The sequence below is a fragment of the Microbispora hainanensis genome (assembly GCF_006874475.1).
Taxonomy (GTDB): domain Bacteria; phylum Actinomycetota; class Actinomycetes; order Streptosporangiales; family Streptosporangiaceae; genus Microbispora; species Microbispora hainanensis.
Window position 1 is genome coordinate 118,109 of record NZ_VIRM01000015.1, and the last position, 19,001, is coordinate 137,109.

General features: G+C 71.7%; 22 protein-coding genes. 9 read left to right on the forward strand and 13 right to left on the reverse strand.

The window, feature by feature from the left end; genetic code table 11:
• Positions 1-92 precede the first annotated feature (92 nt).
• Positions 93-1,922 (reverse strand): AfsR/SARP family transcriptional regulator, encoded by a 1,830-nt coding sequence (locus FLX08_RS14895; protein ID WP_142619422.1) that lies wholly within the window; start codon positions 1,920-1,922, stop codon positions 93-95.
• Positions 1,923-1,961: 39 nt separating this feature from the next.
• Positions 1,962-3,215 carry an ATP-grasp domain-containing protein gene (locus FLX08_RS14900; RefSeq protein ID WP_142619423.1) on the reverse strand — a complete coding sequence of 418 codons (1,254 nt, stop codon included), beginning with the start codon at positions 3,213-3,215 and terminating at the stop codon, positions 1,962-1,964.
• A 504-nt stretch (positions 3,216-3,719) separates the two neighbouring features.
• On the opposite strand from FLX08_RS14900, the gene crcB (FLX08_RS14905) reads away from it, so the two are divergent.
• The 3 genes from crcB (FLX08_RS14905) to crcB (FLX08_RS14915) are packed head-to-tail and all read left to right on the forward strand — an operon-like array spanning position 3,720 to position 4,965.
• Positions 3,720-4,247: a fluoride efflux transporter CrcB gene (crcB, locus tag FLX08_RS14905; protein WP_244312649.1), complete on the forward strand. Its 528-nt coding sequence runs from the start codon at positions 3,720-3,722 to the stop codon at positions 4,245-4,247.
• On the forward strand, positions 4,244-4,597 hold the full coding sequence (locus FLX08_RS14910) for a DUF190 domain-containing protein (protein WP_142619424.1): 354 nt from the start codon (positions 4,244-4,246) through the stop codon (positions 4,595-4,597). The genes crcB (FLX08_RS14905) and FLX08_RS14910 overlap by 4 nt, the downstream gene beginning before the upstream one ends.
• Positions 4,594-4,965, forward strand: a complete 372-nt coding sequence (gene crcB, locus FLX08_RS14915) for a fluoride efflux transporter CrcB (RefSeq protein ID WP_142619425.1) — start codon at positions 4,594-4,596, stop codon at positions 4,963-4,965. Before FLX08_RS14910 ends, crcB (FLX08_RS14915) begins: the two co-directional genes overlap by 4 nt.
• Before the next feature lie 9 nt (positions 4,966-4,974).
• Here crcB (FLX08_RS14915) and FLX08_RS14920 read toward each other — a convergent pair whose 3' ends face one another.
• Positions 4,975-5,808 carry an alpha/beta fold hydrolase gene (locus FLX08_RS14920; protein ID WP_142619426.1) on the reverse strand — a complete coding sequence of 278 codons (834 nt, stop codon included), beginning with the start codon at positions 5,806-5,808 and terminating at the stop codon, positions 4,975-4,977.
• Positions 5,809-5,962: 154 nt separating this feature from the next.
• Between FLX08_RS14920 and FLX08_RS14925 the strand changes: the two genes are divergently transcribed.
• Entirely contained in the window at positions 5,963-6,304 is a 342-nt protein-coding gene (locus FLX08_RS14925; RefSeq protein ID WP_208761456.1) for a hypothetical protein, read from the forward strand.
• 9 nt (positions 6,305-6,313) lie between these two features.
• Here FLX08_RS14925 and FLX08_RS14930 read toward each other — a convergent pair whose 3' ends face one another.
• Both FLX08_RS14930 and FLX08_RS14935 read right to left on the reverse strand, forming a co-directional pair.
• Entirely contained in the window at positions 6,314-6,784 is a 471-nt protein-coding gene (locus FLX08_RS14930) for a MarR family winged helix-turn-helix transcriptional regulator (protein ID WP_142619428.1), read from the reverse strand.
• 107 nt (positions 6,785-6,891) lie between these two features.
• Positions 6,892-7,188, reverse strand: coding sequence for a hypothetical protein (locus FLX08_RS14935; RefSeq protein WP_208761457.1), 297 nt, complete (start codon positions 7,186-7,188; stop codon positions 6,892-6,894).
• 172 nt (positions 7,189-7,360) lie between these two features.
• Here FLX08_RS14935 and FLX08_RS14940 point away from each other — a divergent pair, with 172 nt between their 5' ends.
• Positions 7,361-7,720, forward strand: a complete 360-nt coding sequence (locus tag FLX08_RS14940) for a hypothetical protein (RefSeq protein WP_142619430.1) — start codon at positions 7,361-7,363, stop codon at positions 7,718-7,720.
• 64 nt (positions 7,721-7,784) lie between these two features.
• Here the strand turns inward: FLX08_RS14940 and FLX08_RS14945 are convergent, their stop codons facing one another.
• From FLX08_RS14945 to FLX08_RS41375, 6 genes are all read right to left on the reverse strand, one after another.
• On the reverse strand, positions 7,785-10,031 hold the full coding sequence (locus FLX08_RS14945; RefSeq protein WP_142619431.1) for a heavy metal translocating P-type ATPase: 2,247 nt from the start codon (positions 10,029-10,031) through the stop codon (positions 7,785-7,787).
• Positions 10,032-10,060: 29 nt separating this feature from the next.
• Complete coding sequence (locus FLX08_RS14950) at positions 10,061-10,996, reverse strand: hypothetical protein (RefSeq protein ID WP_142619432.1); 936 nt, start codon at positions 10,994-10,996, stop codon at positions 10,061-10,063.
• Positions 10,993-11,202, reverse strand: a complete 210-nt coding sequence (locus FLX08_RS14955) for a heavy-metal-associated domain-containing protein (RefSeq protein ID WP_142619433.1) — start codon at positions 11,200-11,202, stop codon at positions 10,993-10,995. Before FLX08_RS14955 ends, FLX08_RS14950 begins: the two co-directional genes overlap by 4 nt.
• A gap of 104 nt (positions 11,203-11,306) precedes the next feature.
• Positions 11,307-12,593, reverse strand: a complete 1,287-nt coding sequence (locus tag FLX08_RS14960) for an ArsB/NhaD family transporter (protein WP_142619434.1) — start codon at positions 12,591-12,593, stop codon at positions 11,307-11,309.
• Entirely contained in the window at positions 12,590-13,027 is a 438-nt protein-coding gene (locus tag FLX08_RS14965; protein WP_142619435.1) for a CBS domain-containing protein, read from the reverse strand. The genes FLX08_RS14960 and FLX08_RS14965 overlap by 4 nt, the downstream gene beginning before the upstream one ends.
• Before the next feature lie 118 nt (positions 13,028-13,145).
• Entirely contained in the window at positions 13,146-14,615 is a 1,470-nt protein-coding gene (locus tag FLX08_RS41375; protein WP_208761458.1) for an NUDIX domain-containing protein, read from the reverse strand.
• A gap of 108 nt (positions 14,616-14,723) precedes the next feature.
• On the opposite strand from FLX08_RS41375, the gene FLX08_RS14975 reads away from it, so the two are divergent.
• The 3 genes from FLX08_RS14975 to FLX08_RS14985 are packed head-to-tail and all read left to right on the forward strand — an operon-like array spanning position 14,724 to position 16,900.
• Positions 14,724-15,659 (forward strand): aldo/keto reductase, encoded by a 936-nt coding sequence (locus FLX08_RS14975; protein ID WP_208761459.1) that lies wholly within the window; start codon positions 14,724-14,726, stop codon positions 15,657-15,659.
• Positions 15,660-15,704: 45 nt separating this feature from the next.
• The gene (locus FLX08_RS14980; protein WP_142619436.1) at positions 15,705-16,031 is read left to right on the forward strand and encodes an ArsR/SmtB family transcription factor; all 327 of its coding nucleotides are present in this window, start codon (positions 15,705-15,707) and stop codon (positions 16,029-16,031) included.
• Positions 16,028-16,900, forward strand: a complete 873-nt coding sequence (locus FLX08_RS14985) for an SRPBCC family protein (RefSeq protein WP_208761460.1) — start codon at positions 16,028-16,030, stop codon at positions 16,898-16,900. The genes FLX08_RS14980 and FLX08_RS14985 overlap by 4 nt, the downstream gene beginning before the upstream one ends.
• 144 nt (positions 16,901-17,044) lie before the next feature.
• Here the strand turns inward: FLX08_RS14985 and FLX08_RS14990 are convergent, their stop codons facing one another.
• A complete protein-coding gene (locus tag FLX08_RS14990) occupies positions 17,045-17,866 on the reverse strand; it encodes an SAM-dependent methyltransferase (RefSeq protein WP_142619437.1) in 822 nt (273 codons plus the stop codon).
• A 131-nt stretch (positions 17,867-17,997) separates the two neighbouring features.
• Complete coding sequence (locus FLX08_RS14995; protein ID WP_167530422.1) at positions 17,998-18,402, reverse strand: ATP-binding protein; 405 nt, start codon at positions 18,400-18,402, stop codon at positions 17,998-18,000.
• Between the two features lie 301 nt (positions 18,403-18,703).
• On the opposite strand from FLX08_RS14995, the gene FLX08_RS15000 reads away from it, so the two are divergent.
• Positions 18,704-18,946: a DUF397 domain-containing protein gene (locus FLX08_RS15000; protein WP_142619473.1), complete on the forward strand. Its 243-nt coding sequence runs from the start codon at positions 18,704-18,706 to the stop codon at positions 18,944-18,946.
• Positions 18,947-19,001: the final 55 nt, after the last annotated feature.

Below are 19,001 nucleotides of genomic sequence, written 5' to 3' on the forward strand. Positions count from 1 at the left end.
GGTTCGGGGCCGGTATGGCCACGCCATGCCGCCGCCATACGGCCGCCATACCGGCCCAGGTCGGCCGCACACCGGCCCCATACCGCGAGCGCTCAGCGGTTGCCGTTCCGGGCGAGCTCGGCCGCGAACCGGTGGGCGAGCGGCGACATCGCGTACGCCAGGGAGTGGGCGACGACCTCGGCGACGACCTCGGCGACGACCTCGGCGGCGGACTCGATCGGCGGGATCGACAGGACGCCGGCCTCCAGCAGCGACTCGATGACCCGCTCGCCCGGCCCTTCCGTGCCGTCCAGCGCCGCGACGAGCTCCTCGTGCCCGAAGACCGGGCCGTCGAGCGCGCCCAGGGCGAGGAACGCGGCGCGGTGCGGCCACGACGGGTGGGCGTACGACTCCTCGAACCGCGCGCGCAGCGACACGTCCCCCGCGACGAACTCGTCCAGCACGTTCTCGGCCCGCTCCAGCCGGTCCGCCAGCAGGCAGATCGGCAGGTGCCGCAGCCCGGCGAGGCGGCCCCCGAGCAGGCGCAGGACCAGGGGCGACAGCCCGCACCTGCGGAAGATCCGCAGAACGGCGGGCAGGTCCCGGGCCACCCGGTCGCGGCCGGCCAACCGGCCCAGGAACTCGACGCCCTCGCTCGTGGACAGGTCCTCCAGACAGATCCTGTCCACCGACTCCAGCCCGCTGAGCCTGCTCCGGCTCGTCACCAGCACCCTGCTCGACGTCGTGCCGGGAAGCAGCATGCGGACGCTCGACTCGTCCGGCGAGTCGTCGAGGACGAGCAGGACCTTCCGGTCGGCGAGCCACGACCGCCAGACGGAGGCCAGCACGTCGTCCTCGCGCACCCCGGCGACCTCCAGCCCGACGCCCTCCAGGATCTCCCGCTGGACGTCCGCGGCCGGCCGGGGGACGCCCTGGCGGCGCAGCGGGATCACCACGGCGCCGTCCGGATAGCGGGGGGCCAGCAGGTGCGCGACGTGCACCGCGAGGGCGGTCTTCCCGGCGCCGAGCCCGCCCGTGATCACCGTGACGGCCGCGGGCTCGTCCAGGACGCGCCGCACCTCCGCCTCCCGGCCGACGAAGTCGTCGATGTCCCGGGGGAGCCGGTTCGCCAGGGCGCGTACGGGCCGGGGGCGGGCGACGCCGGCCAGGCCGGGAAGACGCGCGGGCGGGGGCCCGTCACCCCGGAGGATGCCCTGGTAGAGCTGCCTGATCATCGGGCTGGGATCGATGCCCACCTCGGCGGCGAGATGCCGGCGCAGGCTCTCGAAGTGGCCCAGGGCCTCGGCGGCCCGCCCGCACCGCGACAGCGCGGCCATCCTGGCCGCGGCGATCCGCTCGCGCGCGGGGAACCGCGCGGCGACGATGTCGAGGGAGCCGAGGGCCTCGACGCAGCGGCCCAGCTCGATCTCCAGCTCGACCCAGTCCTCGTAGATCGACAGGTAGAGCTCGGTGAACCGGCTCACCTCGGCGGCCACGAGCGGGACATGGCAGAACTCCTCAAGCGGCCGTTCCCGCCACATGCGGACGGCGTCGCCCAGCAGCGCGGCGGCGGTGGCCGGGTCCCCTCGCCGTACGGCGGCCCGCCCCGACCTGCCCAGCTCCAGGAAGCGCAGCAGGTCGAGCTCCTCACGATCTGTGCTGATGCGGTAGCCCCAGCCCTGGAAGCTGATCCGGTCGCCCACGATCTTGCGGAGCGCGGACACGTACACCTGCAGGTTCTTGCGGGCCGTACGCGGCGGCGTCTCGCCCCACAACGCGTCGACCAGCTGGTCCGACGGGATGACCGCGTTCGCGTGGCACAGGAGTGTCGCCAGCAGGAGCCGTTGTTTCGGAGCGCCGATGACGGCCCTGCGGCCCGCGACGCGGACCTCCAGCGAGCCGAGGACAGAACAGTGCAGTCGCGGCGAGCTCACGTCACCCATGGCGTATTTCCTTGGTCCGGGTCCGCGCGGCGACCCCGGTCACCGGCCGGAGCCGTGTGTCCGGGTGCCCAGCAGGAGGAAGCCGACGAGTTCGGGCGGCCGTGGGGGTCCGGCGTCCCCCAAAGCCGCCAGGTGGAGCGTCCTGATCGCGAGCGCGACGGCCGTGGAGACCGCGCGCCCTCCGGCCTTCGCCTCGAACCAGCGCCAGTCGCCGTCGGTGTTGACCTCGAGAAACACCACCTCACCCGCGCTGAGCAGCAGGTCGAAGGCGCCGTAGGTCAGCCCCCACAGGCCCGCGAGCCGGCGTACGGCGTCGGCGACGGCGGGCGGTGCGGCGACCGGCGTGACCGTCACCCCGGCCTCCTCCCGCCACGGCGAGTCGGGGGCGCGCTTGGCGACGGCGTAGGCGTGCACGGCCCCGGCGACGTGATAGACGCGCAGCTCGGCGTCGTGCTCGACGTGTTCCTGCACGATGACCGGATAGTCGAGGGCGGGCCGGCGCATCACCTCCGCACGTGTGACGATCTCGGGAAGCACCCCGGTCAGGAGCCCGGGGGAGGTCTCGACGAAGTGCTCCCCGACGACCTTGACCACGACCCGGCTGCCCGGCATCGCGGCGGCGGCCTCCGCCGGGTCGGTGGTGACGATCGTCCGGGGGACGCGGATGCCGGCGGCCGCCGCCCCGGCCAGTTGCTCCAGGCGGCCGAGCCCGTTGCCGGGCCGGCTGAGGGGCAGGCTTTCCGGTGCGAGCGAGCAGAGCCGGCGGACGAACGCGTCCCACGACTCGGCCCGCAGGAGGGTCTGCGCGGCGTTCGCCGACACGGGCATGGCCCGGGGGGAGAAGTGCCGCGCCCAGACGACGGTCGGAGCGATCCGGCGGCCGTCCAGATCGAGCACGCCACACGTCCTCCCTCGGGCCGCTCCACCGCGCTCGCCCGGGGCGCCGTCCGCCGCGAACCCGCCCTGCCGGTCGGTCGTGAACCTGTCCGCCGTGGGGTTGTCCGTCCTGGTGGGAGCGGCCATCGTGGCGGAGACGCGCAGCGTGGCCACGCTCTCGGCGTCGACGCGTACGCTCGGCACGCCGAGGTGGTGCAGCGTGTCCTGGAGGACGGCGAACTCGGCGCAGCCCGCACGGTCGGCCAGCACGACGCAGGGCACGGCGTCCGCGGCCGGTCCGGTCTCCGGGAGCCGCCACGACACCGAGCCCGGCGATCCGCGCAGGTCGACGGTGACGTGCGGGCCGCACGACCGGCCGGGTCCGGCCTGCTCCGGGGCTCCGGCGGGGCTCAACAAGGCGTGACCGCAGCCGTGCGCAGTCCGAATCCGGCACCGTGCGCCGGTGACGCTTCCACCGGCGTCGATTTCGTGATCACGCCCATATCCCACCAGTCAATGGCGGTCCCGGTTTGCTGTCAATAGAAACGCATTGTGAATGATTGCTGAATTTAGTGCGATATGCGGAAGTTGTATCCGAGCAGGTCAGTGAGGATCCACGTCCGGAAAGCGATGACCGCCGGAAGTCATGTCCGCCGTTCTGTCCCGACCTTAAATTTGTGGTCGTCAGCAATTCATGAATAAGGGCATCTGGTGCTGATCGCGAATCGTCGTACCGCGACGACCGCGACGACCGCGGCGGCCGGAAGGCGGTGCAGGCCGGCACCTAAACTGGGACACGCTCGTGCGGAATCCGCTCGCCCTTGGCGACCGTCGTACGGACCTGCGGACAGGCCGGGCGGCGGGCCCGGCCGCAGCGCGGGCGGCAGCGCGGGCGGCAGACCAGGTGGTGAGGAGGACGGAGTGAGCCGGCGCGTACGCGGCGATCGGGACGAGGCGGACCTGCCGGTCGACCCCGATGTGGACCTCCGGCACGAACCGGACCCGTTCCGCACGGCCGCGCCCCCGGCCCGCGGCCGGACCTGGGACATCCTCGCGGTGATCGCCGTCGGCGGCGGAGCCGGCGCCGTGGCCCGATATCTGGTCGGCCAGGCGTTCCCCGCGCCGCCCACCGGATTTCCCTGGGGGACGTTCCTCGCCAACGTCAGCGGCTGTTTCGCGATCGCGGTCCTGATGGTCTTCGTCCTGGACGTCTGGCCGCCGAGCCGCTACGTCCGGCCGTTCCTCGGGGTCGGCGTCCTCGGCGGATTCACGACGTTCTCCACCTTCAGCGTGGAGATCGTCGACAGGGTGTCGCACGGCGCGTGGCCGGTGGCCGGTGCGTACGCCGCGGCCAGCCTGGTCGCCGGACTGGTCGCGGTCTGGGGCGGCATCGTTCTCGCCCGCGCCCTGGCGGGCCTCCCCGTACGGCGCCGGAGGAGGGGCGAATGAGACTGCACGGCCCCGCGCAGCGGCTGACCATCCTGATCGGCGAGAGCGACCAATATCGGCACCGGCCGTTGTACACCGAGATCGTGCACCGGGCGAGGGCGATGGGCCTGGCGGGGGCGAGCGTGTTCCGGGGCATCGAGGGCTTCGGCGCCTCCTCGATCATCCACACCAGCCGCCTGCTGTCGCTCAGCGAGGACCTGCCCGTCGCCGTCGTCATCGTGGACGTCCCGGAGAGGATCACTGCGTTCCTGGCGGAACTGGACGAACTGGTGACCGAGGGCTTGGTGGTCGTCGATCCCGTGGAGGTCTATCGCTACGTCGGGCGTGAGCCGGGGCGGGCCGAGTCGTGACCCTGCTGCTCGTCTTCCTCGGCGGCATCGTCGGCGCTCCCGCCCGTTATCTCCTCGACCGCCTGGTGCAGCGCCTGCACGACAGCGTGTTCCCCTGGGGCACGCTGTCGGTCAACCTGTCCGGGTCGTTCGTGCTCGGGCTGCTGTTCGGCGCCCACGACCACCTCGGGCTGCCCACCGCGATGGTCACCCTGCTCGGCACCGGCTTCTGCGGCGCGTTCACGACGTTCAGCACGTTCGGCTTCGAGACCGTACGGCTGCTGGAGGAGGGCTCGGTGCTGGAGGCCGGGCTCAACGCGCTCGGCAGCCTGGTGCTCGGCGTCCTCGCCGCGGCCGCCGGATTCGCGCTGGCCGCACTCCTCGGCTGACGATGGGGATCACTTCGCCAGGAAGGCGAGGAGCGCGTCGGTGACCTCCTGGGCGTGGGTCCACAGCAGACCGTGCGGGGCGCCCTCGATCTCGACGTACTCCGCCTGGGGGAGCGCCCGGTGGAACGGGCGGCCGGTGGACTCGACGGGCAGGATGCGGTCGGCGGTGCCGTGCACGATGAGCGCCGGGACGTCGATCTTGGGGATGTCGGCCCGGAAGTCCGTCGTCCAGGTGGGGACGACCGCGGACGAGGCATACCAGGAGGCGCCCGCGGCGGTGTTCCAGTTGGCCCGGACGACCTCCTCGCTCAGGCGCGTGCCGAGGTTCTCGTCGGTGTTGTAGAAGGCGTTGTAGAACTCGGTGAAGTAGGCGTAGCGGTCCTTGGTCACCGCTTCGAGGATGCCCTCGAACACGCTGCCGTCGACGCCCTCCGGGTTGTCCTCCGCCTTGAGCAGGAACGGCTCGAGGGAGGCCAGGAACGCGGCCTTGGCCACCCGCGCCGAGCCGTACGTGCCGAGGTAGCGGCCGACCTCGCCGGTGCCCATGGAGAAGCCGACGAGGATCACGTCGCGCAGGTCGAGGGTCTCCAGCAGCGTGTTCAGGTCGGCCGCGAAGGTGTCGTAGTCGTAGCCGACGGTGGGCTGGCTCGACTGGCCGAAGCCGCGGCGGTCGTAGGTGATGACCCGATAGCCGGCGTCGAGCAGGGCGGGGATCTGCTTCTCCCACGAGTGGCCGTCCAGCGGGTAGCCGTGGATGAGCACGATCGGCTGCCCGGTGCCGTGGTCCTCGTAGTACAGGTCGATGTCGGTGCTGTTCTCCTGGCCGACGGTGATGTACGCCATGACGCGCTCCTTCTGCTCTCCACTGCGGTTCTGCGATCTCGGTACGGAGACTAGACCACGATTAAGTTGTGCGCAAGGCAATAGCGTCCAAGGGTCCTGTTTGTGAGTACGATCACGGATGTGCGGGCCGGGCCGCGGCCTGTGGAGAAGGGCGGTGGCCGGTTTGCGGAAGATCGGTTGGGGGGCGCTCGCACTCTTCCTGGGCGCGTTCGCGGTCTTCGAGAGCGTCAAGTACGGCGTGCCGACCACCCTCGCTGCGCTCGTGTTCTTCGCGCTGGCCGACATCGCGCGGCTCGCCGGGGTCCGGCCGCCCGGCGTGCTCTATCAGGCCGTCCACCGCGTGTGGATCCCGCTCGTGGTGCTGGTCGCCTACTCGTTCGGCCCGATCGTGTGGCCGCCGCTGTTCACCGCCGCCCTCGGCTGGCTGACCCGCATCGCCCTTGAACGGACGTTGGGACGCCCGGTGGCATCGCGGGATGTGCCGGCCGAGCGGTGAGAGCGGCCTTCAGCCTCGCCGGTCGGCGTGGGTGGTGACGTTGGCGGTCAGGCGGCGCAGCGTGGCGAGCGTGCGGGCGAACTCGCCGGGTTCGAGCGCCATCGCGTCACCGACGGAGGCGAAGACGGCGTCGCTGCGCTCCCGCAGCGCGGCGCCCTTCTCGGTCAGCGTGATCTGCACCGTGCGCTCGTCGTCCACGCGGCGCTCCCGGCGCAGCAGGCCGTTCGCCTCCAGGCGCTTGAGCAGGGGCGTCATCGTGCCGTAGTCGAGTTGCAGCGCCCCGCCGAGCTCCTTGACCGTGACGCCCTCCTCGGGGCCGTCCCACAGCACCAGCAAGACCAGGAACTGCGGATACGTGAGCCCCATCTCGTCGAGAAGCGGACGATAGAGGGCGGTGACGGCGCGGGAGGCGGCGTACAGCGCGAAGCACATCTTGTCGTCGAGAATGCGGGGCAGCCCCTCGCTAGTGGTGCCGGTCATCTGTCCACTGTAGGAGCCTGGCCCGCCATCTGCACGTGAACGGTCCAATCGTGCACAAGGTTTTATGGTGTGGCGTGACCCGGCTCCGGCCGGGTCACGCCGGCCCGTCAGCGGCAGTGGCGCAGCACCGTGGGCTCGCCGCAGGTCTGGGTCGCTGTGGGGGTGCCGGCCTGCGCGCCGAGGCCGAGGCCGAGGCCGAGGTCGACGTCCAGGTCGAGGGCGACGTCGAGGCCGAGTCCCAGGCCGACGTTCGCGTCGGCCGTGGCGCCGAGGCCCACGGCGGCGGTGGCGGGCCTGGTGGCCGTCGGCGCGTCACAGCCGCAGCCCGCGTAGGCGGGCGCGGCGGCGAGGACGCCCGCACAGGTCAGGGCGGCCAGGGACATAAGACGAATAGGGCGGTGCATGAAGATTCCTCATCTCAGCTGTAACTGATCGTGCTTGATCGTCACTCTTCGTATCCGTGCGTAGGTAGCGACAAACTCAGGCCACGCCCGGCGAGGCACCAAAAGCCCGGCGAGAACCGGTGGACGAAACGGGCCATTGCCCACCGGAAAGTACGGACGTACCGTCAGGGGCGTGGCAGTCATCCACAGGGAACGCATGGCCTGGGAGAGCGCCAGGATCTTCGTCGCGGCCGCGACGGCCGACGCCTACTGGTGGCTCGGCGAGACGCTCGGACGCCGTCTCGGGCAGGCGTACGAACGGGACCTGGCCCGCACCCGCGTGCGCCTCCAGCGCGAGGAGGCCGAGCCGGTGCAGGGCCCCCGCGCCGCAGGTGAGGACGTGTTGTCCGCCGAGGTCGGCGCCTGGCGCGCCCGGATCGAGGACGTTCTGACGGAGCGTCCGGAGCTCGCGGCGGTCCTGCGGCAGGTGATCGAGGAGACCGGCCGCCGTATGGGCCATCGGCACTCCACCGGCCCGGCGCTCCGGGAATGACCAAGGCCGGGTTGTCCACAGGCTGTGGACAACCCGGCCTCGAATGCCGTCAACGGAAGCGGCGTCAACGGAAGCGGCGGAGTCTGAGGCTGTTGCTCACGACGAAGACGCTGGAGAAGGCCATGGCCGCTCCGGCGATCATCGGGTTCAGCAGTCCCGCGGCGGCCAGCGGCAGGGCCGCGACGTTGTAGGCGAACGCCCAGAACAAGTTGCCCTTGATCGTGCGCAGCGTGCGCCGTGACAGCCGGATCGCGTCGGCCGCCACCCGCAGGTCCCCCCGCACCAGCGTCAGGTCGGCGGCCTCGATCGCCACGTCGGTGCCGGTGCCCATGGCCAGCCCCAGATCGGCCTGGGCGAGCGCCGCGGCGTCGTTGACCCCGTCGCCGACCATCGCGACGGTCTTGCCCTCGGCCTGCAGCCGCTTGACCACGTCGACCTTCCCGGCGGGCAGCACCTCGGCGATCACCTCGTCGATCCCGACCTGGACGGCGACCGCCTGGGCGACCGCCTGGTTGTCGCCGGTCAGCAGCACCGGGGTCAGCCCGAGTGCGCGCAGTCCGGCGATGGCCTGGGCGCTGGTGGGCTTGACCACGTCGGCCACCACCAGCACCGCGCGGGCCTGGCCGTCCCAGCCGACCGCCACCGCCGTACGGCCGGCGGCCTGCGCCTGCTCCAGCGCGTGGGTGAGGTCGGCGGGCAGGTGCTGGGACCACTCGGCCAGCAGCCGGGGCCGGCCCACGAGGACGGCGTGGCCGTCGACGATCCCCTGCACCCCCAGGCCCTCGACGTTGGCGAAGTCTTCGGGGGCGGGCAGTTCGCCGACGCGTTCGGCGGCGCCCCGGGCGATGGCCTGGGCGATGGGGTGCTCGGAGGCGTGCTCCAGCGCCCCGGCCAGCCGCAACACCTCCTGCTCGGTGACCCCGGCGGTGGTGTGGACCTCGACCAGGGTCATCCGTCCTTCGGTGACGGTGCCGGTCTTGTCCAGCACGATCGTGTCGATCCGCCGGGTCGACTCCAGCACCTCCGGCCCCTTGATCAAGATCCCGAGCTGGGCGCCGCGGCCGGTGCCGACCAGCAACGCGGTCGGGGTGGCCAGGCCCAGCGCGCACGGGCAGGCGATGATCAGCACGGCGACCGCGGCGGTGAACGCCGCCCCCACGCCTTCGCCGGTGCCGAGCCAGTAGCCCAAGGTGGCCACCGCCAGGGCGATGACGATCGGGACGAAGATCCCGGAGATGCGGTCGGCCAGGCGCTGCACCTGTGCCTTGCCCGTCTGGGCGTCTTCGACCAGGCGGGCCATCTGGGCGAGCTGGGTGTCGGCGCCGATCCGGGTGGCCCGCACCACCAGCCGCCCCCCGGCGTTGACCGTGGCGCCGGTCACCGGATCGCCGGGCCGCACCTCGACCGGGACGGATTCGCCGGTGAGCATCGAGGCGTCGACCGCCGAGCTGCCCTCTTCGATCACCCCGTCGGTGGCGATCTTCTCTCCGGGCCGGACCACGAACCGGTCGCCCACCCGCAGTTCCCCGATCGGGATGCGCACCTCGCGGCCGTCGCGCAGGACGGCGACGTCCTTGGCGCCCAGCTCCAGCAGCGCCCGCAGCGCCGCACCCGCCCGCCGCTTGGAGCGGGCCTCGAAGTAGCGCCCGGCCAGGATGAACGCGGTCACCCCGGCGGCGGCCTCCAGGTAGATGTTGCCCGCGCCGTCGCTGCGGGTGATGGTCAGGTCGAACCCGTGGGTCATCCCCGGCACACCCGCGCTACCGAGGAACAGGGCCCACAGCGACCAGCCCAAGGCGGCGATCGTGCCCAGCGACACGAGGGTGTCCATGGTGGCGGCGCCGTGCCGCAGGTTGGTCCAGGCCGCCTTGTGGAACGGCAGCCCGCCATACACCACGACCGGGGCGGCCAGGGTGAGCGACAGCCACTGCCAATAGGTGAACTGCAGCGCGGGGATCATCGCCAGCGCGATCACCGGCACCGCCAGCACCACCGACACCAGCAGCCGCGTCCGTAGCGGAGCCAGTTCATCGTCCGGCTCCTCGGGACCCTGTTCGGGCTTCGGCGGCTCGGGGAGCGCGGCCGTGTAGCCGGCCTTCTCCACCTCCGCCACCAGCACATGCGGATCCAGATCGGCCGGGAAGGTCACCTTGGCCTTCTCCGTGGCGTAGTTCACCGTCGCGGTGACACCGTCCAGCTTGTTGAGCTTGCGCTCGATCCGGTTGGCGCACGACGCGCAGGTCATTCCGCCGATCGAGAGCTCGACGGCGCCGCCCGCGGCGGACGGCTTGTCGCCGGTGATGGAGGCCATCGCTCCTCCTTTCCGCGTCCAGTGCGCTGTCAGTGGCCCGCCGTATCGGTGGCCCGTACGGTGAAGGCGGCGGTGTGCACGGTCCCGCCGTGCTTGAAGTCGAGGAACAGGCGGTAGTCGCCGCCGCTCGGGGCCGACGCGGCGAAGGTCACCCCGGCCGCCGTCGTGTCCTCCTCGGGATGCACGTGCAGGTAGGCCAGGTCGCCCGCACGGATCGCGACGAGGTGGCCGTTGGCGCCCAGGTAGGGCTCGAGATCGCCGACCGGCTTGCCGTCCTTGCTCACCGTGAACACGAGCTTACTCACCTGGCCCGGCGTGAGGTCGCCGGCCAGCGTCACCGTGTATCCGTCCACCTGAGCCGTACGATCCACCGGCGGCAGCGGCCGGGGCCGGTAGTCGCCGGGGACGAACAGGTCCGCGCCGAGGGTCAGGCCGGGCCCGCCCTCGGGGGCGAAGTCCGCGAACACCCGATAGGCGCCGGCGTCGGGCAGCGTCAGCGGCACCGACCAGACCCCGTCGCCGGCCTCCTCCGGGTGCAGGTGCCAGAAGTCGCCGAGGTCCCTGGAGACCACGATGAAGTGCAGCTCCTTCTCGTGCTTCACCTGATAGCGGGTCACCGGCGCGCCGTCGGGACCGTTCACGGTGAACCGGAAGCCGGTGGCCTTCCCGCGCGTGAGCGTCGTGGTCAGGGGGACCAGCGTGTAGCCGTCCTGGGAGATCTGCAGACCCGGGAGCGCGCTCGCCACCTCCGAGGCCTCCTCGTGAGCGTGGCCGGGCGCAGGGCCCGTGGAGCCAGTGGGGTCGGTGGAGCCAGTGGGGCCGCTGGGGTCCGCATGGCCGTGGGCGGGGCGCGGGGTCGCGCGCGGGGGCTCGCCGGAGCCCAGCGCGGTCCCCGCGCCCAGCGCCGCCACGAAGATCACAGCGAGGCCCGCGGCATACGCGCCGAGCCGGGCCGGGGTGTTCACGAGACACCCGCCACGTCATATCCGGCCTCCCGGACGGCCGCCACGACGGCCGCGTCGTCGACGCCGCCGTCGCTCTCGACCGTCAGCGAACCGGTGGCCAGGTCGACCTGAACGCCGGTCACGCCGGGGACCCCGCCGACCTCCTCCTTGACCGAGCTGACGCAGTGGCCGCAGGTCATGCCGGTGACGGTGTAGGTGCTGGTCATGCCGATCACTCCTGATAACTCGTTCCGCATCGACGGGAACACCATACCCCCCTATGGTATTTTCGCGTCAAGCCGGGGCCCCTGGAGAGAGGGGGCCGGGCGGGCTAGAGGAGGTAGCGCAACCAGAGGTACGGCACGCACAGGGCCACCGTGACGACGGTGACCACCAGGCCATATTTGGTGAACTGCCAGAAACTGATTTTCGCGCCGTTGCGTTCGGCGATGCCGAGGATGACGACGTTGGCGGAGGCGCCCACGGCGGTGGCGTTGCCGCCGAGGTCGGCGCCGAGCGCGAGCGCCCACCACAGCACGTTGTGGTCGCCGGGCACGTGCTGCGCTAGGTCGGCCACGATCGGGCTCATCGTCGCGACGTACGGGATGTTGTCCACGATCGCGGACAGCCCGGCCGACCCCCAGAGCAGGACCATGGTGGTCACGCCGGGCCGCCCGGCCGTCGCCTCCGCCGCCGCCTGCGACACCTGGGCGATCACCCCGGTCTCGACGAGCGCGCCGACCATCACGAACAGCCCGGCGAAGAACACCAGCGTGGGCCACTCCACCTCGCGCAGCGCGTCCTCGGTGGTGATCTTGGTGACCAGCACGAGCAGCCCCGCCCCGAGCAGCGCCACGACCGACGGCTCGTAGTGCAGCACCGGGTGCAGCACGAACGCCGCGATGACCACGCCGAGCACGGACAGGCTCTGCACGAGCATGACCTTGTCCTGGATGGCCGCCCGCTCGTCCAGCTGCATGATCTCGGCCGCCCGCTCGGGGTCATACCGGAACGCCTTGCGGAACAGCAGCCGGCACAGTCCGATGAAGACCGCCGTCAGCACGATCACCAGCGGTGCGAGGTGGACGAGGAAGTCGTTGAAGGTCAGCCCGGCGCGCGAGGCGATGATGATGTTCGGCGGATCGCCGACGAGGGTCGCGGTGCCGCCGATGTTGGACGCCATCGCCTCGGCGATCAGGAACGGCGCGACCGGCAGCGCGAGGCGTTCGCAGACGAGGAACGTGACCGGCGCGATCAGCAGCACGGTCGTGACGTTGTCCAGCAGCGCCGACGCGGCGGCCGTGATCACCAGGAGCAGCACCATGAGCCGGAACGGCCGTCCCCTGGCCCGTTTGGCCGCCCAGATCGCGAGATATTCGAACACGCCGGTCTGCCGCAGCACCCCGACGATGATCATCATGCCCAGCAGCAGGAAGACGACGTTCCAGTCCACGCCGGACTCCTGCGAGAAGAACGCGGAGCCGGCCGCGGTCGCGTGGACCAGCAGCATGATGGCTGCGCCGCCCAGGGCGGCCTTGACCCGGTGGACTTTCTCGCTGGCGATGAGGACGTACGTGGCGACGAAGACGATCGCCGCCAGCCATGCGGTCACCGTCATGTGAGCCGCTTCAGCAGTGCGGAGAGCGTGACCGCGCCCAGCAGGCGGTCGCCGTCGAGCACGGCGACCAGAGGGCTGCGGGTGCGTGCCATCAGCGCGCCGACCTCCAGGAGCGTGGCGTCCGGATCGGTCGCCGGAAGCTCGCGCGGCCGTTCCGGCAGCGCCTCGCGGACCGTGCGCTCGCCCAGCGCGCGGACGAACGCGTCGGCGTGGGCCTCGTCGATCACCCGGGCCAGCGCGGGGTCGTCCTGGCAATAGCGGGGCACGGCCAGGCGCAGCACCTGCGTGCCCGGCAGGATCGACACCGGCGTGCCGCGCTCGTCCAGCACGATCAGTCCGGGCAGCTCGCGCTCGGCCATGAGGCGGGCGGCGTCGGCTACGGGGGAGTCGAGCTCCACGGTGGGGAACGGCACTACGAGATCCCGGGCACGCATGCTCTCACCCGCCTGCCACGTGTGGCTGTGCTCACGTCTGCCTTCCGGTCGTCGACACGGTCCCCGGGTAGGGGGGACCCCTTCGCCGACCAGACTTCCCGGCACACCCCGCATCAGGCTATCGACTGGACAGGCCGTGCAAAAGCCCTGAAGAGGCGCGGCGGACGAACACCCCCTCGGCGTACGGCAGGCGTCCGAGCGACCCGGCCGGGAGCGGCGCCGTGCCCTTGGGCGCCTCCGGCACCGTGCCCTTGGGCGCCTCCGGCAGCCGGGCCGAGAAGGCGAGACGGCGTCCGGCGCGTCCCCGGTGCGAGACGTAGTCGTCCGATCCCGCGAACGTCACCTCCCCCACCGGGGCGAGCCGCGCCAGCGCCGCCTCCACGCTCTCGCCCGGCCGTACGACCGTGGCGGGCAGGCGGTCGGTCTCGTCGTCGGAGTGGACGAGCACCGCGTCGCCGAGCCGGGCGACCAGGCAGACCGTGACCTCCTCGAACCCGGCGCGTACGGCCTCGGCCGCGAGATCGGCGGGGCCGGGGACGTCCCATCCGTGCAGGGAGAAGGCCGGCGACCCGGAGACCACGGGAGCGGTGCCGACGACCGCGGGGAGGTCCGGCGAGTGTGGGGCGCCGGGGGTCGCGTTGATCGCCGTGGGAAGGGCCGTGGGAAGGCCCGGCCAGCGTGGGGCGCCGGGGGTCGCGTTGGGTGCTGCCGTGGGAAGGCCGCCCGGCGGGCGCACGGCGAGCGCGCGCCGCACGGCCTCGACGCCCGCCCGCGCGTACGGCACGGTCCGCTCGGGCAGCCGGTCGAACGGAAACCAGGCCAGCTCGGCGCACTTGTGCGGCTCGGCGTTGACCGGTGTGCCGGTGATGGAGTGCGGCACGAGGAACATCCCGATGCGTGCCGTCCCGCCCGCGTTGTGGTGATGCATGACGTGGACGACCTCGCAGCCGTCCACCTCGATGCCGAGCTCCTCGCGGGCCTCGCGGACGGCGGCGTCCACCACCGACTCGCCCTCCTCCAGGTGCCCGGACGGCATGATCTGCCACTCGCCGTCGGCATAGCCGGTGCCCTCGCGGCGGCCGAGCAGCACCTTTTCTCCATCGGTCAGCAGCAGGTGCACGTCGACGACCGGCCGATAGCGGCCCGGGGCGTACGTCGCGGCGTCGAGCAGCTTGGGCAGGGTCGCGGCGTTCGCGGAGATGTACTCCCCCAGCTCGGGCGGGACCATATTCAGTGTGCGCGCCTCCTCCGGGCGCACCCGGCGCACCTCGTGCAGGCCGATGTCCGGTTCGAGGAACTCCGGGCCGCTGCGGCGCGACAGGTCGAGCGACACCAGCCGGCAGGCGAAGACCGTGCTCAGGCGGCCGGGCTCGACGAGGGTGAACACGTGCAGCGCCGGCCCCGCCGTCGCGCCGAGCTCCTCGTCGAGCTCGCGGCGCAGCGCCGCCTCGGGGCCGGCGTCGGTGTCCTCCACCCCGCCGCCCGGCGTGATCCAGTAGGGCTCCCGCCCCGCCCGCACACGCCGGAACAGGACGATGTCGTCGCCGTCGAACAGGATGGCCCGGACGCTGTGCCGTACGGAGGTCATGCCCCGCATCCTCTCGCGGATGGTCCGGTGGCCGCCCCTGGAAGGGACCGAAATACGGTGAGGAGAGCTCTCCCGCAGGGAGAGGCTCATGAGAAGGGATCCACGGGCATGACCGAAATGACCTACCGGCGGCTGGGGGACTCGGGACTCGTCGTCTCGGCTCTCGGCCTCGGCGCCAACAACTTCGGCCGCAGGATCGACATCGACGCCACACGCGCCGTGGTCGACGCGGCGCTCGACGCCGGCGTCACGCTGATCGACACCGCCGACATCTACGGCGAGTCGGAGGCGTACCTCGGTGAGGTGCTCAAGGGGCGGCGTGATCAGGTCGTCATCGCGACCAAGTTCGGCGGCGACGTGGGCGGCGCCAACGGGCCCGACTGGGGCGCGCGGGCCTCGCGGCGCTACGTCCGCCTGGCGGTCGAGCGGTCCCTGCGCCGCCTCAAGACCGACTGGATCGACCTCTACCAGCTGCACTTCCCCGACCCGTCCACGCCGATCGAGGAGACCCTGTCGGTCCTGACCGACCTGGTGCGGGAGGGCAAGGTCCGCTACGTGGGCTCGTCCAACTTCGCGTCCTGGCAGGTCACCGACGCCGACTGGATCGCCCGCACCAGCGGCTTCGAGCGTTTCGTGAGCGCGCAGAACGAATACAGCCTGCTCGACCGGCGGGTGGAGCGGGAGCTCGTCCCCGCGCTGCTGCACCACGGCATCGGCCTGCTGCCGTACTTCCCGCTGGCGAACGGCCTGCTCACCGGCAAGTACCGGCGCGGGGAGGAGCCGCCGGCGGGCACCCGCCTCGAAGGGCGGCCGGAGTATCTGACCGACGCGCGGTTCGAGGTGGTGGAGCGGCTGCGGGAGTTCGCCGAGCGGCAGGGCGTGACCCTGCTGGACGTCGCGATCGGCGGCCTGCTCGCGCAGCCGGCCGTCTCCTCCGTGATCGCGGGGGCGACCCGGCCCGAGCAGATCAAGGCCAACGTCGTGGCGGCGGCGTGGCGGCCGGACGACGCGGCGCTCAAGGAGCTCAACGAGATCACCGGCTGAGAATATGCAGTTGTGGCTATATAGCTGAGCGGGTATGTTCTAGGCGTGTCAGCGACCTTCGACGTACTCGCCGAGCCCGCCAGACGGCGCATCCTCGACCTGCTGCTCGAACGTCCCCGCCTGGTCGGGGAGCTCACCGAACGGCTCGGCCTCACCCAGCCCGGCACTTCCAAGCACCTCAAGGTGCTGCGGGAGGCCGGGCTGGTCCGTGTGCGCAGGGACGCCCAGCGCCGGTGGTACGAACTGTGTCCCGAGCCGCTCGCCGAGATCGACGCCTGGCTCGCGCCCTATCGGCGGCTGTGGTCGGACAGCTTCGACGCGCTGGAACGACACCTGGACGCGATGCCCGATCAGCCGGAGGAGAGCCCGTGAACGCGACACTCGGCATGTACGAAGGACAGGCGGCGCTGCGCATGGAGCGCAGGCTGGCCCACCCCCGGGAGAAGGTCTGGCGGGCGGTCACCGAGCCCGACCGGCTGGGCCGGTGGTTCCCGTTCAAGGTCGTCGAGATGGACCTGCGGGTCGGTGGGAAGATCACGTTCGACGGCGGCGGCACGACGATGGACGCCGAGATCACCGAGCTCGATCCGCCCCGGCTGTTCGCCTTCCTCCAGCACGCGCCGCGGGAGATGCCGCGCGAGGGCGACAACGTCCTGCGCTTCGAGTTGCTGCCCGACGAGGGCGGCTGCCTGCTCGTGTTCACCCAGGTCTTCCAGGACCGGCCCGCCGCGGCGAGCTACGCGTCCGGCTGGCAGGTCTGCCTCGACGCCATGGACGCGATCGTCGGCGGACGGCCCGCCGAATGGCCCGAGGGGAACTTCGCCCACCTCCACGAGGCGTACGTCGAGGCCTTCGGGCTGGCCGAAGGTGTGGCCGAGCGCCTGCCCGAGCCAACGGGCGAGCAGGCGGGTGGCGGCTGGCGGGTGCGCTTCGAGCGCCAGCTCACCCGGCCGGTCGAGGAGGTCTGGGCGGCCGCCGGCGCCCCCGCCGCCACGCCGGGCGCGCCGGTGCCCGGCGGCCTCGGCGAGGGGAGCGTCACGGCCGTACGGGAACCCGCCGCCGGGCTTCCCGCGTACGTGGAGTCCGGCGAGCAGGGCAGGCGCGTGCGCTGGGAACTGTCGCAGGGCACCGGGCACGGCGCCCGGCTGGTCGTCACCGAGACCGGCCTGCCCGACCCCGGCGGGCCGCTGCGGGCGTGGCGGGACCGGATAGAGACGCTGGCGCGGGGCCTGCTGGTCTGAGCCCGGCCGGCGGCGGCCTACGCTCGCGGGCGGGCGGCCGACACGTGCCGTATCGGTCAACGCGCTTGCGGCCGACCGGCTGGTGTTCACGGCCGACATGGTCAACGCTTGCGGCCCACCGCTTGGTGTCTAGGGCCGACATGGTCAACGCTTGCGGCCGACGCCGCCGACCGACCAGACCGTGTCTTCCGGCGGTCGCAGCTCGCCGGGCTCCGGTCGCCATTCGGGCACCTGGACCAGGCCGGGCTCCACCATTTCCAGGTCGCCGAACAGCGGCAGGATCTCGGCCTGGGTGGGCAGCCGCAGGCGGCCGTCGTCCTTGACCGCCCACTCGTTGGCGAACAGCAGGGCGAGCTTGTCCGTCACCTCCGGCCGGAGGTCGGAGATCGCGTGGCTGATGACGATATAACTGCCGGGCGCGATCGCCTCGCGCAGCCGCGCGGTGATGGCCATCGTGAGATCGTCGTCGTTGATCGCCGCCAAGACCGAGACGAGCAGGACGCCCACGGGCTCGCCGAGGTCGACGAGCTCACGCAGCCGCGGATGGGTGAGGATCGAGTCGGGGTCGCGTACGTCGCCGCGGATCACCGCGACGCGCTCGTTCTCCTCCACCAGCGCCTGGCCGTGGCTGACGACGACGGGGTCGTTGTCCACGTAGACCACGCAGGCGTCCGGGGCGCACTCCCGCGCGACCTCGTGCACGTTGCCCTGGGTCGGCAGGCCGCAGCCGATGTCGACGAACTGACGGATCCCGGCCGCGGCCAGGAACCGTACGGCCCTGCGCAGGAACTTCCGCCCCTCGCGGCACATCAGGGGGAGCTCCGGCGCGATCAGCAGCGCGGCTTCCGCGGCCTCGCGGTCCGCGGCGAAGTTGTCCTTCCCGCCGAGCCAGTAGTCGTAGACCCGGGCCTCGTTCGGGACGGACGGGTCGAAACCCACAGGCTCGACCGGGGGGAAACCCGGCATGATCCTCCGTTCAGGCCTGATGACCGATCGTACCGGTGCAGGAGGGGCCTGGGTGAGGATCCGTACGCGCCTGCGAGCGGGCCTTCTTCGGAGGTCTTTCCGGACGATGTTTCTCGGCTGCAGGGATCGGATCAGCGGTAGCCGGCGGCCTCGGCCGTGAAGCCGGCCCACACGGCCTTGCCGACAGGACGCAGCCGCGCCCAGCCCCACATGCGGCTGACCCCGGCGACGACCTGTAGGCCGCGCCCGGTCTCCGCGACGTAGTCGGGCTCGCGCAGCACCGGCGCGTCGTTGCTGGGGTCGGTGACCATGCACAGCAGCGCGCGGGCCGAACGGAACATCAACAGGCGCACCGGCAGGGGATGGATGGCCTGGTGCCGCAGGCCGTGGCGCAGCGCGTTGGTGACGAGTTCGCAGACCGCGAGCGCGGCGTCGTCGGCGACGTCCTCCATGGACCAGGTCTGCAGCACCCCGGCGGTGAAGCGCCGCGCGGTGCGCGCGGCGAGACTCTCACGGTGGAACTCGTGCACAGCCACTTGGGGGACACCGCACGGCTCTTCGCCACAGGTCCAGGGCCAGCGCTTGCCTTCCGGAAAGACCTGCTCAAGTGCGCCCAGCCAGGGGTCCCGGGCAACGCTATCGGCTTCTGCGAGGGAAGCGCGGTCTGTCCGATAACCAGTCATTGAGAGCCTTATGAGGTTGATGTCGACCATGTGGCGGGATGACTCAGTAAGTCATACTGCTCCCATTGATGCTCCTGTGCAAGTACAGATGCACGTGCAAACGCACGAATGTCGTTGCTTGGGCTGGGATTCCGAAACGAGGCGCCCCGTGTCCATGATCTACAACGGAATGCCCTCTTCACAACTGGGGCAGCAGGACTGGCGCAAGAGCCGGCACAGCAATCCGAGCGGCAACTGCGTCGAGATCGCCGCGCTGCCCGACGGGCGGGTGGCCGTACGCAACTCCCGGCACCCCTGCGGGCCTGCGCTGATCGTGTCTCTTGAGGCCATGGCGGCATTCCTCCGCTCCGCCAAGGACGGCGAATTCGACGACCTTCTCGACGAAGTGGAGAAATGATCTCGCCACTTGCGCGGCCCGGCGCGGCGGGTATCGTTAACGTGGCGTAAACGTC

Bases quoted from the DNA above. Each gene is read 5' to 3' on its own strand.
- FLX08_RS14945 (WP_142619431.1), bottom strand. From the start codon at position 10,031: ATGGCCTCCATCACCGGCGACAAGCCGTCCGCCGCGGGCGGCGCCGTC.
- FLX08_RS14965 (WP_142619435.1), bottom strand. From the start codon at position 13,027: ATGCGTGCCCGGGATCTCGTAGTGCCGTTCCCCACCGTGGAGCTCGAC.
- FLX08_RS14910 (WP_142619424.1), top strand. From the start codon at position 4,244: ATGAGACTGCACGGCCCCGCGCAGCGGCTGACCATCCTGATCGGCGAG.
- FLX08_RS14990 (WP_142619437.1), bottom strand. From the start codon at position 17,866: ATGCCGGGTTTCCCCCCGGTCGAGCCTGTGGGTTTCGACCCGTCCGTC.
- FLX08_RS41375 (WP_208761458.1), bottom strand. From the start codon at position 14,615: ATGACCTCCGTACGGCACAGCGTCCGGGCCATCCTGTTCGACGGCGAC.
- FLX08_RS14975 (WP_208761459.1), top strand. From the start codon at position 14,724: ATGACCGAAATGACCTACCGGCGGCTGGGGGACTCGGGACTCGTCGTC.
- FLX08_RS14955 (WP_142619433.1), bottom strand. From the start codon at position 11,202: ATGACCAGCACCTACACCGTCACCGGCATGACCTGCGGCCACTGCGTC.
- FLX08_RS15000 (WP_142619473.1), top strand. From the start codon at position 18,704: ATGATCTACAACGGAATGCCCTCTTCACAACTGGGGCAGCAGGACTGG.
- FLX08_RS14935 (WP_208761457.1), bottom strand. From the start codon at position 7,188: ATGCACCGCCCTATTCGTCTTATGTCCCTGGCCGCCCTGACCTGTGCG.
- FLX08_RS14960 (WP_142619434.1), bottom strand. From the start codon at position 12,593: ATGACGGTGACCGCATGGCTGGCGGCGATCGTCTTCGTCGCCACGTAC.
- FLX08_RS14895 (WP_142619422.1), bottom strand. From the start codon at position 1,922: ATGGGTGACGTGAGCTCGCCGCGACTGCACTGTTCTGTCCTCGGCTCG.
- FLX08_RS14920 (WP_142619426.1), bottom strand. From the start codon at position 5,808: ATGGCGTACATCACCGTCGGCCAGGAGAACAGCACCGACATCGACCTG.
- FLX08_RS14930 (WP_142619428.1), bottom strand. From the start codon at position 6,784: ATGACCGGCACCACTAGCGAGGGGCTGCCCCGCATTCTCGACGACAAG.